The 14,689-nt window shown below is 74.9% G+C and carries 11 protein-coding genes; all 11 read right to left on the reverse strand.

Features of this window, described 5'->3' with window-relative positions; all coding sequences use genetic code 11:
- Positions 1 to 55 precede the first annotated feature (55 nt).
- Positions 56 to 661 (reverse strand): NUDIX hydrolase, encoded by a 606-nt coding sequence (locus ABUL08_RS12520; RefSeq protein WP_350937666.1) that lies wholly within the window; start codon positions 659 to 661, stop codon positions 56 to 58.
- Positions 658 to 2,415 (reverse strand): CTP synthase, encoded by a 1,758-nt coding sequence (locus ABUL08_RS12525; protein WP_350937668.1) that lies wholly within the window; start codon positions 2,413 to 2,415, stop codon positions 658 to 660. Before ABUL08_RS12525 ends, ABUL08_RS12520 begins: the two co-directional genes overlap by 4 nt.
- Before the next feature lie 151 nt (positions 2,416 to 2,566).
- Positions 2,567 to 4,942, reverse strand: coding sequence for a hypothetical protein (locus ABUL08_RS12530; protein ID WP_350937671.1), 2,376 nt, complete (start codon positions 4,940 to 4,942; stop codon positions 2,567 to 2,569).
- A 1-nt stretch (position 4,943) separates the two neighbouring features.
- On the reverse strand, positions 4,944 to 6,092 hold the full coding sequence (locus ABUL08_RS12535; protein WP_350937672.1) for a glycosyltransferase family 4 protein: 1,149 nt from the start codon (positions 6,090 to 6,092) through the stop codon (positions 4,944 to 4,946).
- Positions 6,093 to 6,150: 58 nt separating this feature from the next.
- Positions 6,151 to 7,842 (reverse strand): murein biosynthesis integral membrane protein MurJ, encoded by a 1,692-nt coding sequence (murJ, locus tag ABUL08_RS12540; protein ID WP_350937675.1) that lies wholly within the window; start codon positions 7,840 to 7,842, stop codon positions 6,151 to 6,153.
- Between the two features lies 1 nt (position 7,843).
- Positions 7,844 to 8,710, reverse strand: a complete 867-nt coding sequence (locus ABUL08_RS12545) for a hypothetical protein (RefSeq protein ID WP_350937677.1) — start codon at positions 8,708 to 8,710, stop codon at positions 7,844 to 7,846.
- A gap of 61 nt (positions 8,711 to 8,771) precedes the next feature.
- Positions 8,772 to 9,716: a copper transporter gene (locus ABUL08_RS12550; protein ID WP_350937678.1), complete on the reverse strand. Its 945-nt coding sequence runs from the start codon at positions 9,714 to 9,716 to the stop codon at positions 8,772 to 8,774.
- 27 nt (positions 9,717 to 9,743) lie between these two features.
- Positions 9,744 to 10,922: a putative cytokinetic ring protein SteA gene (gene steA, locus ABUL08_RS12555; RefSeq protein ID WP_350937681.1), complete on the reverse strand. Its 1,179-nt coding sequence runs from the start codon at positions 10,920 to 10,922 to the stop codon at positions 9,744 to 9,746.
- 118 nt (positions 10,923 to 11,040) lie between these two features.
- Entirely contained in the window at positions 11,041 to 12,798 is a 1,758-nt protein-coding gene (gene recN / locus ABUL08_RS12560; RefSeq protein WP_350937683.1) for a DNA repair protein RecN, read from the reverse strand.
- A 118-nt stretch (positions 12,799 to 12,916) separates the two neighbouring features.
- Positions 12,917 to 13,819, reverse strand: a complete 903-nt coding sequence (locus ABUL08_RS12565) for an NAD kinase (RefSeq protein WP_350937684.1) — start codon at positions 13,817 to 13,819, stop codon at positions 12,917 to 12,919.
- A complete protein-coding gene (locus ABUL08_RS12570) occupies positions 13,816 to 14,682 on the reverse strand; it encodes a TlyA family RNA methyltransferase (protein WP_350937686.1) in 867 nt (288 codons plus the stop codon). Before ABUL08_RS12570 ends, ABUL08_RS12565 begins: the two co-directional genes overlap by 4 nt.
- Positions 14,683 to 14,689: the final 7 nt, after the last annotated feature.

Below are 14,689 nucleotides of genomic sequence, written 5' to 3' on the forward strand. Positions count from 1 at the left end.
AGAACGACCAGGGGCCGCGCGGTGAAGACCGCGCGGCCCCCGTCACGGGTACGCCTCAGCGGGGCAGCGGCGCGTCCGGGCGGCGCAGCTCGGTGAAGCCGGTGTCGCGGGCCCGGGCGGCGGCGAGCAGCCCCGCCACGCAGGAGGCATTGGTGATCTCGCCGGCGAGGACCATCCGGACCGCCTCGTCGAGGTCGACCCGGACGACCTGGAGGTCGGCCTCCTCCTCGCTCCGCTGGTGCCGCTGCTGCGGCGGCACGTCCGCGAGGTCCCGGGCCAGGAAGACCCGGACCACCTCGTCGGAGAAGCCGGGCGAGCTGTGCAGGTCGACCAGGACGTCGACGCTGCCGGCGGTCAGGTCCGCCTCCTCGGCCAGCTCCCGGGCCGCCGCGGCGGCCAGCTCCTCGCCGCTGACGTCCATCAGCCCGGCCGGCAGCTCCCACAGGTGCCGACCGACCGGGTGCCGGTACTGGCGGATCAGCACCACCTGCCCGGCGTCGTCCAACGCCACCACGGCCACCGCCCCCACGTGCTTGACGTAGTCGCGGGGCGCGGTGCCGCCACCGGGCATCGTCACGTCGTCGCTGACCACCGAGAAGATCCGGCCGGACCAGATCTGGCGGTGCGCGGTCACCTCGTACCGGTGCTCGACGGCGCTCATGAGCCCGAGGCCGCCTTCGCCGCCGGGGCGCCGCCGTTGCGGCCCGCCTTCTTCGCCGCCGGGGCCTGCGCCGGGGCGTCCAGGTCCACCGGGAGCTGGTCGGCCTCGGAGTACGCGATGGCGGCCTTCACGAAGCCGGCGAAGAGCGGGTGCGGCCGGGTCGGCCGGCTCTTCAGCTCCGGGTGCGCCTGGGTGGCCACGAAGAACGGGTGCAGCTCGCGGTCCAGCTCGATGAACTCGACCAGCCGGCCGTCCGGGGAGGTGCCGGAGATGTGCAGGCCGGCCTTGGTGAGCTGGTCGCGGTAGGCGTTGTTCACCTCGTACCGGTGCCGGTGCCGCTCGCTGACCTCGGTGCTGCCGTACGCCTCGGCGACGATCGAACCCTCGGTCAGCTTTGCCGGGTACGCCCCGAGCCGCATGGTGCCGCCCAGGTCGCCCTTGCCGGCGACGATGTCCTCCTGGTCGGCCATGGTGGCGATGACCGGGTGCGTCGCCTCCTCGTCGAACTCCAGCGAGTTCGCCCCGTCGAGGCCGGCGAGGTGGCGGGCCACCTCGATGGTCATGCACTGCAGGCCGAGGCAGAGGCCGAGCAGCGGGATGCCGTTCTCCCGGGCGTACCGGGCGGTGCCGATCTTGCCCTCGATGCCGCGGACGCCGAAGCCGCCGGGGATGAGGATGCCGTCGACACCGGCCAGGGCGTGCGCCGCGCCGGCCGGGGTGACGCAGTCGTCGCTGGGCACCCACTTGAGCTGCACCCGGGCCCGGTGGCCGAACCCGGCCGCCCGGATCGCCTCGCTGACCGACAGGTACGCGTCGGGCAGGTCGACGTACTTGCCGACCACGGCGACGGTGACGGTGTGGTGCGGCTGGTGCACCCGCTCCAGCAGGTCGTCCCAGCTGGTCCAGTCGACGTCCCGGAACGACAGGCCGAGCCGGCGCACCACGTACGCGTCGAGACCCTCGCGGTGCAGCACCTTGGGGATGTCGTAGATGCTCGGCGCGTCCGGGGCGGCGACGACGGCCTCCCGGTCCACGTCGCAGTAGAGGGACAGCTTCTCCTTGAGCTTCTCCGGGATCTCCCGGTCGCAGCGCAGCACGATCGCGTCGGGCTGGATGCCGATGTTGCGCAGCTGCGCCACCGAGTGCTGAGTCGGCTTCGTTTTCAGCTCGCCCGACGGCGCCAGGTAGGGCACCAGCGAGACGTGCAGATAGAAGCAGTTGTCCCGGCCCAGGTCGTGGCGGACCTGGCGGATCGCCTCGAGGAACGGCAGCGACTCGATGTCGCCGACGGTGCCGCCGACCTCGGTGATCACCACGTCGGGCAGCTGGCCTTCGGTGTCCGGGTCGGCCATGCCCAGGATCCGGGCCTTGATCTCGTTGGTGATGTGCGGGATGACCTGGACGGTGTCGCCCAGGTATTCGCCGCGCCGCTCCTTGGCGATCACGTCCGAGTAGATCTGGCCGGTGGTGACGTTGGCCTTGCCGGAGAGCGCCCGGTCGAGGAACCGCTCGTAGTGCCCGACGTCGAGGTCGGTCTCGGCGCCGTCCTCGGTGACGAAGACCTCACCGTGCTGGAACGGGTTCATCGTCCCCGGGTCCACGTTGAGGTACGGGTCGAGCTTCTGCATCACCACCCGCAGCCCGCGCGCGGTCAGCAGGTTGCCGAGGCTGGAGGCGGTGAGGCCCTTACCCAGCGAGGAGGCGACGCCCCCGGTGACGAAAATGTGCCTGGTCGTCCGTGCTGAAGGGGCCAACGCCTGCTCCCGTGTCGTCCGTAGCGGTCGTGCGAACCGCCGTGCCGATCAGCCAAGTGATCACGCGATCCACGGGATTCCACGGTAACACCATCCCCGGCCCGGGCGGGCGTCGCACCCACCGTCGGTGCACGTCGGGTCGGGTGCGAGGTCAGCCGGTGACGACGTCGGTCGATGCCGGGCCGGGTTGGGCGGGCACCCGGACCGGGCCCGCTGAAGGGCTCGGCGGCCCCGGTACCGCCGGATGCGCCGACCCGCCGCCCCCCGTCGCGCCGGGCCGGTCCCGTCCGGCGTCGGCCCTTCCCGGCTCGGGTCGTCCGGCGTCGGGCGTGCGTCCGTCGACCGGTGCCCGGCCGCCCCCGGGACCGTCACCGTCGGTGGGCCCGCCCGCCGCGCCACCCGTGCCCTCGTCGCCGGGGCGACCCGCGCCGGGCAGGGTGCGGTCGGTGGAGTGGTCGAGCACCCGCAGCGAGGCCAGCGCCGCCATCGGCACCACCAGCGCACCGGCCGCACCGGCCACGTCCAGCGCCGACCCGCCGAGCAGCCCACCGATGCCGGCGGCCACCGCCGTGCCCGCCATCGCCGCCCGGATCGCCGGATAGATGCCGAAGAGCCGCAGCAGGCCACCCCAGGGCTGCAACAGGGCGAACCAGACCAGCGCCGCCCCGGCCAGGGCGAGCAGGGTGAGCGGGCTGTTCACCAGGGTCTCCACGTTGGCGGAGCTGGAACGGTGCACGGTGAGCCCACCGGTGCCGTCCCCCACGGCGGCCAGGAACCGGCCGAGGCTGCCCCGTTCGGCGGCCGGCCGTCGGACGTCCAGCACCGCGAAGCCGACGGTGACCGCGAGCCCGGCCATCGTGGCCCAGGCCAGCCGGCTCACCGTCAACCAGCCGCCGGTGCTGATCGCCGCGGCGACGCTCAGCCCGGCGGTCAACGCGATCGCGCCGATCGAGTCCGCACCCAGGTACGGGCTGCCGACGATCACCACGGCCACGCCGCCGACGGCCACCATCACCGCCGGCCGCCAGCCCCGCCGGACCCGCTGGGCCAGCCAGCCGGCGCACAGCAGCGCACCGGCGATGAACACGCCGAGGCCGACGGTGCCGAGGCCGGCGTACCGGCCGCCCTCCAGGGCCGAGTAGCCGACCACACCGTTGAGCTGCAACCGCGCCCCGGTGAGCACGTCCGCGCCGACCACCAGGGTGGCCAGGCCGGCGACCGCACCGAGCGGCCCGAGGGTCCGCTCGTGGCCGGGAGCGAACCGCACCACCGCCGTACCGCCGACCACCAGCGCTGCGGTCACCCCGGCGAACCACCACCCCGGGTGCGTCCCCCGCCACCAGGGCACCGCGTCCGCGAGCAGGGCCGCCGGCACCGCCAGGGCGGCGGCCACCAGCAGCAACTCCACCGTCGCCACGATCCGGCGGGAGACCGGGGCGGGACCGTGCGGGCCGGCGTGCCGGCGGGCCCGGCGCAGCAGCGGCAGCACCGCGATCGACAACGCCACCTGGGCGGCGGCGAGCAGGGCGAAGAACCAGCCCGCCACCCGCCGCTGTGCCCCGGCCTCGCGGTCCGCGCCGGCCGGCTCGTCGATGGCGGTCCGCAGGTCCGCCGGCCGGCCCTCGACGGAGAGCGCCGGCCGGCCGAGGAAGAGCCGCTCGGGCATCGGCCGGCCGAGCGCCGAAAGGGCGGTCGGCGCGAGGTCGACCAGTTGCAGATAGCCCTCCCGGCCGGTGCTCGGCGAGGTGAGCCAACCCCGCTCCCAGCCGGGGCCGTCGGCCACCGCCACGTGCAGCCGGGACGGCACAGCGGTGTCGGAGACGCCCGCGACCAGCACCAGCGAGCGGGGTGGACGGGCGGCGAGCACCCGGGCGAGCTGGGCGTCGGCCCGGCGCGCCTGCGCGGCCCGGGCCGTCGGGTCCGTGCCGTCGACGGTGCCCAGGTCGACGATGCTGAGCACGCAGGAGCCGAGCAGCGGCGCCGGGTCGGCGGGCAGGGCCGGCGCGTACCGGTCGACCCGGCCGAACGGGCGCGCGGCGGCGACCGCCGCGCCGGGGCCCACCGCCACCGAACAGCGCACCGACTCCGACAGCGAGCCGGGCATCGTCCCCCAGGACTGCCGGTCCTGGTTGTAGCGGACCACGCCCTCCTGGTCGGGCAGGTTGGCGCCGATGCCGTCCGGCTGCTCCACGGTGACCTCGGTACGGGGGCAGCCGCCCTGGCGGCGGCTGCCGTTCCAGGCCGCGTAGTTGCCCGCGCCGAGGGTGAGCCAGCCGTCCACCGGGCAGGTGGGCCGGTGCGCCGAGCGGGTCGAGAGCGAGCCGATCGAGCCCTGCTCGGCCATCCGCCACAGCGTGGGGGTGGTCTGCGGGTCGACGTCCTCCCAGCGCAGTCCGGCCACCCCGGCGAGCACCACGAAGTCGGCGCTGCGCCCGGCGGGCCCCTGCTCGGGACGGGCCGCGAGCGCGGTGATGCCGAGCACCACCACGACCAGCGTCAGCAGGACGGGGGTCAGTCTGCGCAGCATCTCAGGGACGTCCCGGTTCCGGGTCGGCCGCGTCCGGGTCGGCGGCGACGGCGGTCGGGGCCAGCTCGGCGTAGAGCGCAGCCAGGGTGGCGACGGTGTCCGTCTCGGTGGGCCAGGTCGCGGCCCGGGCCGCACCCCGCCGGGCCAGGTCGGCCCGGCGGGCCTCGTCGTCCAGCAGCTCCCGGACCGCCGCGTCGACCGCGTCGACGTCACCGGGAGGTACCAGCACCGCGCCGTCGTCGACCAGCTCGGGCAGGCCGCCCACCGCGGTCGCCACCAGCGGCACGCCGGCCCGCAGCGCCTCCTGCGCGAAGAGCTGCCGGGCCTCCCAGTCGCTGGTCACCAGCGCCAGGTCGGCGCCGGCGAGCAGGTCCGCGACGTCGGTGCGGTGCCCCAGCAGGGTCACCGGCGCCCGCGCGGCCGAGATCCGGGCGGCCAGTTGCAGGTACGCGGGTCCGCTGCCGGCGATCACCACCACCGGCGCCGGATTCCGGGTACGCCACCGCGCGGCGGCGTCGACCAGCACGTCGTACCTCTTCTGCGGGTGCAGCCGGCCCACCGAGAGGATCAGCGGCCGGTCGGCGGCGACACCGAACTCGGCCCGGACGGCGGCCCGGCGGCGGCGCGGCGCGGGCAGTACGGGCGCGGCGACCGGCGCCAGCCGGGCGTCGGCCGCGCCCAGCTCGGTGGCCCGCTGCACCAGGTCGGCGGAGGCACCCAGGGCGACCCGGACGTTCCGGGCGACGACCCGCTCGACGAGCCGGGAGACCTGGCCGCGCAGCCCACCGGCGAGCACGGCGTTGTGCCAGGTGACCACGAGCGGGGCGGCCGGGCGGGCCAGGACGGCGACCAGGCCGGCGCGCAGCCCGTGCGCGTGGACCACCCGGACCGGGTGGTCGGCGAGCGCCCGGCGCAGGGCGGTCACGGCCCGCGCGTCGGCGGGGGTCGGGCTGGCCGGGATCTCCACCGGGACGAAGCGGGCACCGACCCCGGTGAAGTCGAACTGTTCCTCGGTGGCGGCCGGCCCGCAGACCAGCACCGACGTGCCGCCGGCGGTGAGACCGCGGACCAGTGAGCGGACGTGCTGCCCCACCCCGCCGGTGCTGGAGGCGAGCACCAGGGCCACCGGGCCCGGCCATGCCGTCGTCATCTGAGCCACCCTTCCGTTCGCGACTGCGGGGCTCGCAGAACCGGCTCACTCCCCACCTTCATGGAGCGACCGTCTCCTTACCGTCACCCCCGGTCCGGGGGCGGTGGCCCTCCCCTGGGCCGCCGGGCGGGGCGGGCGGACGCCGTCGGCCCAGCCGGCGACGCACGGCGGCGAGCAGCGGCCGGAGGTCCCGCTCGTCGGTCAACCAGGCGACGGCGAGGAACAGGACGCCCACCACGGCCCCGGACAGCATGCCCTGAACGAGGGCCTCCGCTGTCGTCGGGGTCCCGTCGCCCAGCCCGGCCAGCCACCGCGCGGTGACCGCCCCGCCGAGCCCGGCGACGACGGCGGCGAGCAGACCGGCGGCCCCGGCCCGGCCGACACCGGCCAGCGCGGCGGGCCCCGCCGAACGGCGCACCGCGGCGAGCAGCAGCGCGCCCAGCACCAGCATGCCGAGGGAGGTGGCGAGGGCGACCGCGAGCACCCGGTCGGCGAGCGGCAGCAGCTCGCCGAGCAGCACCGCCGCCGCCGGTACGGTGAGCCAGCCGACCGCGGTGGCGCCGGTAGCCGCCCGGGTCTCGCCCCGGGCGTAGAGGGCGCGGGTGAGCACGGCGAAGAGGCCGTAGCCGAGCAGACCGGGCGCGAAGCCCGCGACGGCCGCCGCCGCGCCGCCGGCCACCTGCGGCGCGAAGAAGAAGTGCCCGACCGGGATGGCGGTGCCGACCAGCGCGGCGGCGCCGAGCAGGCTGAACAGCACCACCCCGCGCACGGCCGGGGCGAGGGTGTCCCGGTAGGCCCGCTCGTCGCCGCCCGCGTGGGCGGCGGCGAGGGTCGGGTACGCGGCCACCGCCAGCGGCACCGCCAGCACCGCCCAGGGCAGGAAGTAGATCGTCTGGGCGATGTTGTAGACGCCCGGGTTGGACCGGGAGCCGAAGGTGACCAGGACCAGCAGGACGATCAGGGCGATCTGCTGGGCGACGACCGTCACCACCCCGGCGACGGCGAGCCCGCCGACCCGGCCCCTCGCCTCGGCCGGAAACCGGTAGCCGACCCGCAGCGGCAGCCGCAGCCGGCGCAGCGGGATCAGCAGGGAGAGCGACAGCACCACCACGCCGAGGGTGGTGCCGCCGGACAGCAGCAGCTCACCAGCGCGGCTCACCTCGCCGACGGTGGCCAGTCTCCCCTCGGTCGCGGTGAAGGCCAGATAGACCACGATCACCGTGATGCTGGACAGCAGCGGGGCGATCACCGGCCAGGCGAAGCGCCGGTGGGCCTGGAGCACACCGGTCAGCACGATGCCGACGCCGTAGAGCGGCAGTTGCGGAGCGAACAGCCGCAGCATCCGGGCCCCGGCGTGCTGCTGGACGTCGCTCAGACCGGGGCCGAGCAGCACGATCAGCGGGTCGGCGAGCAACGCCACCAGCACCGCGAGGGGAATCAGCAGGCTCAGCGTCCAGGTCAGCAGCGCGCCGGTGGTGGCGGCCACGCCGCGCCGGTCACCGGCCTCGACCGCGCCGGCCAGCAGCGGTACGACCAGACTGGCCAGCGCGCCCCCGGCGACGATCTCGAAGACGAAGTTCGGCAGGTTGTTCGCCACCACGTACGCGCCGCCCAGGTCGGTGGGGGCGAGTGTCCAGGTGAAGACGGCGGTCCGGCCGAACCCGGCGAGTCGGCTGACCACGGTGAGCGCGGCGATGAGCGCGGCCGCTCCGGCCACGCGGCCGGTTCCGGCGAGGGGTGCCTTCGTCACGTCAGTCGGCGAGCCGACCCAGCGCGTCGAGTTCCCGCAGCCCCGGGGTCCGCTGGATGACCTGGGTGAAGCTGACCTTCTCGCTGGCCGCGGTGAGCGCGGTGAGCACGGCGAGCACCCCGGCCCGGCCGAGCGGCCCGGTACGCGCCGCCAGGCTCACCCCGAGCAGCGCGCCGAGGGCGTTGGCGCCGCTGTCGCCGACCATCACCCGCTCACCGAGGTCGTCGCCGATCAGCCCGGCGGCGGCGCCGACCGCCCCGACCGCCACGCCACCGTACGGGCCGCCGGCCAGCGGCGCGCCGAGCAGCAGGCCGGACTTCAACGCCCGGCCGGGACGCAGGTCGAGGAGGTTGAGCAGGTTGGCCGTACCGGCGATCACGCCGGCGCCGAGCAGCACGTCGACCCCGCGGCCGAGCACGCCGTGCCGCTGCCGACGGGGGTGCGCGGCGACCCGGGCGTCGGTGGCGAGCAGCGCCGCCGCGCCGAGCCCGGCCGCCCCCACGCCCACGATCTTCACCAGGCCGGCGGTGACCCGCCCCTCCCGCAGGGCGGCGAGGTGCCCGGCGAAGCCCTTGGCGGTCTTCTGCTCGGGTCGCGCGCCGACCACGTCGTCGTACAGCCCGACCGCACCGGCGCCGAGCCCGGCCACCAGCGCGGCGGCCCCGGCCGGGGCGCTGCCCGCGCCGAGCGCGCCCGCCGTGGCGGCGCCGACCGTGAGGGCCGGACCGGCCGCGAGGGTCACCGTCCGGCCCCGGAAGTTGGTTCGTTCCAGCGTCGGCGCGAACGGGGAGGTACGCACCTCCCGCAGCACGTAGCGGGCGGCGACCGCCCCCGCGCCGACGGCCAGCAGCCGACCCCACCTGGTCACGCGACCCCTCCGATCCGGATGCCGTACGCGGTGCGGCGCAGACCGGACAGCGGTCGGGCGCTCACTGGGGCAGTTTAGGCAGCAGCGCCGCGGCGTTGTCGCCGACACCGTACTGGCCGGCCTTCTTCTCGGTGAGCTGCTGCACGAGGGCGAGCGCGGTGACGAGCTGGCCCTGCACGGTGTTGGCGTTGTCGACGGTGGAGATGCTCTGGGAGAGCACCGGATCGCCCCGGACGACGGCGACCACGTTGCCGCCGGCCGAGCCGTTGCCGGCGACCACGATCGCCCCTCCGGCCCGGTCGAACTGCTCGGCGACCTTGACCACCGACTCGTCCTCCTTGGCGGAGTCCTTGTCGACGTACGGCTGCCCGCTGACCAGGACGACCGCCTCGGCCGACGTGGTGACCTTGTCCTCGGCGGTCAGATATCCGGAGGTCGAGTACGCCGACAGCACCGCCTTGCGGTCGGCGTCGGTGACCGGCGGGCTGCCCGCCGGCCGGTCGAGCAGGACGCTGGCGAGCAGGGCGCTGGAGGTCTCCACGCCGTGGCCGTTGCCCGGCAGGCCGGAGGGGGGCGCGCTGCTCGGGCGGCCGGCGGTGACGGCCAGCTCCAGCAGGTTGTTGTTGCTGTCCGGGTTGATGAACTTGTCCTGGAGGTCGATCCGGCCGGTGATGTTCGCCCCGGCCTGCTCCAGCATCTTCACCACGCCGTCGGTGTGCTTGCGGCCGCTGGGCAGGTCGAGCACCAGCACCCGCCGGCCGGCGAGCTTGCCGGGGAGGACGACCGGCGCCATCTCCGCCGCGAAGTCCTCCTCCAGCTCCAGCTCCTTCTGCATGCTGTTGACCGACTGACGCATCTGCTGGTTGTCCTTGCGCAGCGCGTTGACGTTCTCCTTGAGTGAGTCGGCGACCGGCCCGTTGAGGGCGGCCGTGCCGACCACCAGGCCGATCGCCAACGCCAGGAAGACCGCGGTGAGGGACACCACGTGGTAGCGGAAGTTGATCACGCTTGCAGCCTCTTGATCGTCGGGGAGCTAGAAGAGCTGGCCGAGCTGGAACACGAAATTGTCCCACCATTCGGAGACCACGCCCAAATACGCCTTCCCGACGGTGGAGACCGCCACCGCGGAGGCCATCGCGGCCACCGCCGAGAGGACCAGCAGCAGCAGCGACGAACCGGAGATGCTCTGCCGGTAGAGCCGACTCACGCCCTTGGCGTCGACCAGCTTGCCGCCGACCTTCAGCCGGGTGAGGAACGTCGACGCCATGCCGCCGCGCCCCTTGTCCAGGAACTCGACCAGGGTGGCGTGGGTGCCGACGGCCACCAGCAGCGAGGCGCCCTTCTCGTCGGCGAGCAGCATGGCCAGGTCCTCGCTGGTCGCCGCGGCCGGGAAGGTGATGGCCGGCACACCGAGTCCGTTGACCCGGGCCAGTCCCGGCGCCCGCCCGTCCGGGTAGGCGTGCACGATCACCTCGGCACCGCAGCGCAGCACGTCGTCGGTGACCGAATCCATGTCACCGATGATCATGTCGGGCGTGTAGCCCGCCTCGACCAGGGCGTCCGCGCCGCCGTCCACGCCGATCAGCACCGGCTTGAACTCCCGGATGTACGGGCGCAGCACGTCCAGGTCGGCCTTGTAGTCGTAGCCCCGGACCACGATGAGGCAGTGCCGGCCCTGGACCTGGGTCTGGATCTCCGGCACGCCGACGCCGTCGAGCAGCAGCTCACGTTCCTGCTTGAGGTAGTCCATGGTGTTGGCGGCGAACGCCTCCAACTGCACCGACAGCCCCTCCCGGGCGTCGGCCATCGACTTCGCCACCGTCTCGGCGTCCTGGAGCGCGCCGTGCGCCACCGGTTCCTCGCCGACGAAGACGGTGTTGCCCTCGATGCGGATCAGGTCGCCCTCGCGGATCCGCTCGAAGACGCCCTCACCGAGGTCGTCCAGGAGCGGAATGCCGGCCGAGATCAGCACCTCCGGCCCGAGGTTCGGGTAGCGCCCGGAGACGGACGGCTTGGCGTTGAGCACCGCGGTGACCCCGACGGCCACCAACGAGTCGGCCGCCACCCGGTCCAGGTCGACGTGGTCGATGATCGCGATGTCGCCGGGCCGCAGCCGGCCGACCAGCCGTTTCGTCCGGCGGTCGAGGCGCGCGGTGCCGAGGACTGAGCCCGGTTCCGCGCTCCGGGTCCGGCGCAAGGTGGGTAGACGCATCGTGACCATCCTGGCATGGGAGGCAGGTTCTGCTGTCGCGACATGCCTGAGCAGGGCCGCCTACCCAGGGAAGCACACCGGAGCGCATGCCGGTGTGCTTGCGCTCACAAACCCGACGTCACGGTCGCCTTTCCTTGGCCGCAACGGCCAGGAGCTCTTCGGCATGGGCGATACCCAGATCGGAATCCGGCAAACCCGCGAGCATCCGGGCCAGCTCCCGGGCCCGCTCGGTGTCCTCCACCACCCGCACCCCGCTGGTGGTGACCGCTCCCCCGGTGTCCTTCGCCACCACCAGGTGCCGGTCGGCGAACGCGGCCACCTGCGGCAGGTGCGTGACGACGAGCACCTGGTGGCTGCGGGCCAGCCGGGCCAGCCGCCGGCCGATCTCCACCGCCGCCTGACCGCCGACGCCCGCGTCGACCTCGTCGAAGACCAGGGTGGGCGGGCCACCCGAGCCGGCGAAGACCACCTCGATGGCGAGCATCACCCGGGACAGCTCACCACCGGAGGCACCCCGCTGCAGCGGCAGCGACGGCGCGCCCGGATGGGCCAGCAGCCGCAGCTCGACCTCGTCGGCGCCGTCGGGGCCGACGCCCGCCTCCACGCCGTTGACCGGCAGGCTCGGCTCGTTCCGGCCGACAGGGCGGGGCAGCACCGCCACCTCGATCCGGGCGTGCGGCATGGCCAGCCCGGCCAGCTCCACGGTGACCTGCTCGGCGAAGCGGACCGCCGACTCCCGGCGGGACGCGGACACCTTCCCGGCCAGCTCCGCCACCTCGCCGGCCAGCCGGGACGCCTCCCGGTCCAGCTCGTCCAGCAGCTCGTCGGAGGTGTCCAGGTCGGACAGTCGGGTGCGGGCCCGCTCGCCCCAGGCGATGACGCCGTCGACGTCGTCGGCGTACTTGCGGGTCAACGCGCGCAGCGCCGCCCGCCGCTCGTAGATGACCTGCAACCGGGCCGGGTCGGCGTCCAGCGCGGCCAGATAGGTCGACAGCTCGGCGGAGACGTCGGCGACCAGGGTGGCCGCCTCCTCCAGCCGGCCCGCCAGCTCCCCCAGGGCCGGGTCCGTGCCGGCCTGCGCCTCCAGGGTGCGACGGGCGGTGCCCAGCAGCACCGTCGCGTCGGGCGTCTCGTCGGCCGCCTCCACCCCGCCGGCCACGCACTGCTGGGCCAGCTGCGCCGCCGTGCGCAGCCCCTCGGCGTGCTCCAGGCGCTGCGCCTCGGCCTTCAGCTCGTCGTCCTCCCCGGGTTGCGGGTCGACCCGGGTGATCTCGTCGAGGCCCAACCGGAGCAGGTCGGCCTCCTGGTTGCGCTCGCGGGCGTTGCGCCGCCGGTCGGCCAGGTCGTCGACGACCGTCCGCCACCGGGTGTACGCCTCGCGCAGCGCGTCCAACAGCTTCTCGTGCGTCGGGCCGGCGAAGCGGTCCAGGGCGGCCCGCTGCTCCGCCGGGCGCAGCAGCCGCAGCTGGTCGGACTGGCCGTGCACGGCCACCGCCTGCTCGCCCACCTCGCCGAGCATCGACACCGGCATGCTCCGCCCACCCAGGTGCGCCCGGGAGCGGCCCTCCACCGTCACCGTGCGGCTCAGCAGCAGCGAGCCGTCCTCGTCGGGCTCGCCGCCGGCGTCGGTGATCCGGGCGTGCACCGTGTCGGCCACCCGGCCGGTGAGGCGCAGCCGCCCCTCCACGATCGCGCGGCCCGGCTGGGCGCGCACCCGCCCGGCGTCGGCCCGGCCGCCGAAGAGCAGGCCCAGGCCGGTCACCACCATCGTCTTGCCCGCACCGGTCTCGCCGGTGATGACGTTCATCCCGCCGGCCAACGGCAGCGTGGTGTCCTCGATGACGCCCAGTCCGGTGATGCGCAGCTCTTCCAGCACAGCACCCGACAGTAGACGCGGCCCCCGACAGTTGACCAGCCGGCGCGGCCGGGACGGGGTGACGTCGCCGCCGTCGGCCCTGCTGATCAGGCGCGCCGGCCGGCCGGGGAGACGCCGCTCACCTGCGGCTGCCGCGCCAGCCCTGCACCGGCAGGTCGAACTTGGCCACCAACCGGTCGGTGAACGGGCGGGCCCGCAGCCGGACGATCCGCACCGGCAGGGTCCCCCGACGCACCGTCACCTTGGCGCCCGGCGGCAGGTCGTAGACCCGCCGCCCGTCGCAGCAGAGCACCGCGAGGGTGGTGAACGGGTCGACGGTGATCACGAAGGTCGAGGTGGGCGCGGTGACCAGCGGCCGACTGAACAACGCATGCGCGCTGATCGGCACCAGCAGCAGCGCCTCCACCTCCGGCCAGACCACCGGTCCGCCACCGGAGAAGGCGTACGCGGTGGAGCCGGTGGGGGTGGCGCAGACCACGCCGTCGCAGCCGTACCGGGACAGCGGGCGGCCGTCCACGTCGACGAGGAGTTCCAGCATCTGGGCCCGCTCGCCCTTCTCGACGCTGATCTCGTTGAGCGCCCACGACTCGATGGTCGGACCGCCCTCGAACTCGGCGGTCACGTCGAGGGTGAGCCGTTCGTCCACCGTGTAGTTCCGGTGCACCACGTCGCGCACCGCCACGTCCAAGTCGTCGATCTCCGCCTCGGCGAGGAAGCCGACCTTGCCCAGGTTGATGCCGAGCAGCGGGGCCTTCGCCGGCCGGGCCAGCTCGGCCGCGCGCAGGAAGGTGCCGTCGCCGCCGAGTGCGAAGACGATCTCCGCGCCCTCGGCGGCCTGCGGGCCGGTCACCGGCACCACGCCGGGCAGGTCCAGGTCGTCGGCCTCCTCGGCCACCACCCGCACCTCGAAACCCGCCGCGATCAGGTCGGCCGCCACCGCCCGGGCGTGCTCGGTGCTGCGTCGACGGCCGGTGTGCGTCACCAGCAGCGCCGTCCGCTCCGCTGCATCCCGCACCCTCATGGGGCGACCTCCTGACTCGTGGTCGGGGCGTCCGGCGCGTCGGCCGGGGGCGGGAAACCCGCCGGCCCGGCCGCCACCACCGCGCGTACCCGCTCCGGGTCCGCGGCCGGGGCGCCCCGGCGTAACCATACGAAGAACTCGACGTTGCCGCTGGGTCCCGGCAGCGGGCTGGCCGCGACGTCGGCCAGGCCCAGCCCGAGCCCGGCCGCGGCGGCGGCCACGTCGAGCACCGCCTCGGCCCGCAGCGCCGGGTCGCGGACCACGCCGCCCGCACCGACCCGCTCCTTGCCCACCTCGAACTGGGGCTTGACCATCAGCGCCAGGTCGCCGTCGGCCCGGGTGCAGCCGGCCAGGGCCGGCAGGACCAGGCGCAGCGAGATGAAGGAGAGATCGGCCACGGTGAGGTCGACCTCGCCGCCGATCACCTCCGGGGTGAGGGTACGCACGTTGGTGCGCTCGAAGACCCGGACCCGTTCATCGGTGCGCAACGGCCAGGCCAGCTGCCCGTAGCCGACGTCCACGGCCACCACCTCGGCCGCGTCGGCGCGCAGCAGCACGTCGGTGAAGCCGCCCGTGGAGGCGCCCGCGTCGAGGCAGCGCCGGCCGGCGACGGTGAGGCCGCCCGGGGCGAACGCGGCGAGCGCGCCGGCGAGCTTGTGGCCGCCCCGGGAGACGTACTCGGAGACCGGGTCCTCGCCGGTGACCAGGAGCGGGTCGGCGGGGTCGACCATCGCGGCGGCCTTGCGGGCCGTCACCCCGCGCAGCTGGACCCGGCCGGCCTCCACCAGCGCGGCGGCCTGTTCCCGGGAGCGGGCCAGACCGCGGCGGACCAGTTCGGCGTCCAGCCGGTTGCGACGTGCCATGGGTGGT

The organism is Micromonospora sp. CCTCC AA 2012012, from assembly GCF_040499845.1.
In the GTDB taxonomy this organism is placed as follows: domain Bacteria; phylum Actinomycetota; class Actinomycetes; order Mycobacteriales; family Micromonosporaceae; genus Micromonospora; species Micromonospora mangrovi.

What these genes read in the sequence shown, in the direction of transcription:
- ABUL08_RS12520 (WP_350937666.1), bottom strand. Translation starts at nt 661, where the DNA reads ATGAGCGCCGTCGAGCACCGGTACGAGGTGACCGCGCACCGCCAGATC.
- ABUL08_RS12530 (WP_350937671.1), bottom strand. Translation starts at nt 4,942, where the DNA reads ATGCTGCGCAGACTGACCCCCGTCCTGCTGACGCTGGTCGTGGTGGTG.
- ABUL08_RS12535 (WP_350937672.1), bottom strand. Translation starts at nt 6,092, where the DNA reads ATGACGACGGCATGGCCGGGCCCGGTGGCCCTGGTGCTCGCCTCCAGC.
- steA (WP_350937681.1), bottom strand. Translation starts at nt 10,922, where the DNA reads ATGCGTCTACCCACCTTGCGCCGGACCCGGAGCGCGGAACCGGGCTCA.
- ABUL08_RS12565 (WP_350937684.1), bottom strand. Translation starts at nt 13,819, where the DNA reads ATGAGGGTGCGGGATGCAGCGGAGCGGACGGCGCTGCTGGTGACGCAC.
- ABUL08_RS12570 (WP_350937686.1), bottom strand. Translation starts at nt 14,682, where the DNA reads ATGGCACGTCGCAACCGGCTGGACGCCGAACTGGTCCGCCGCGGTCTG.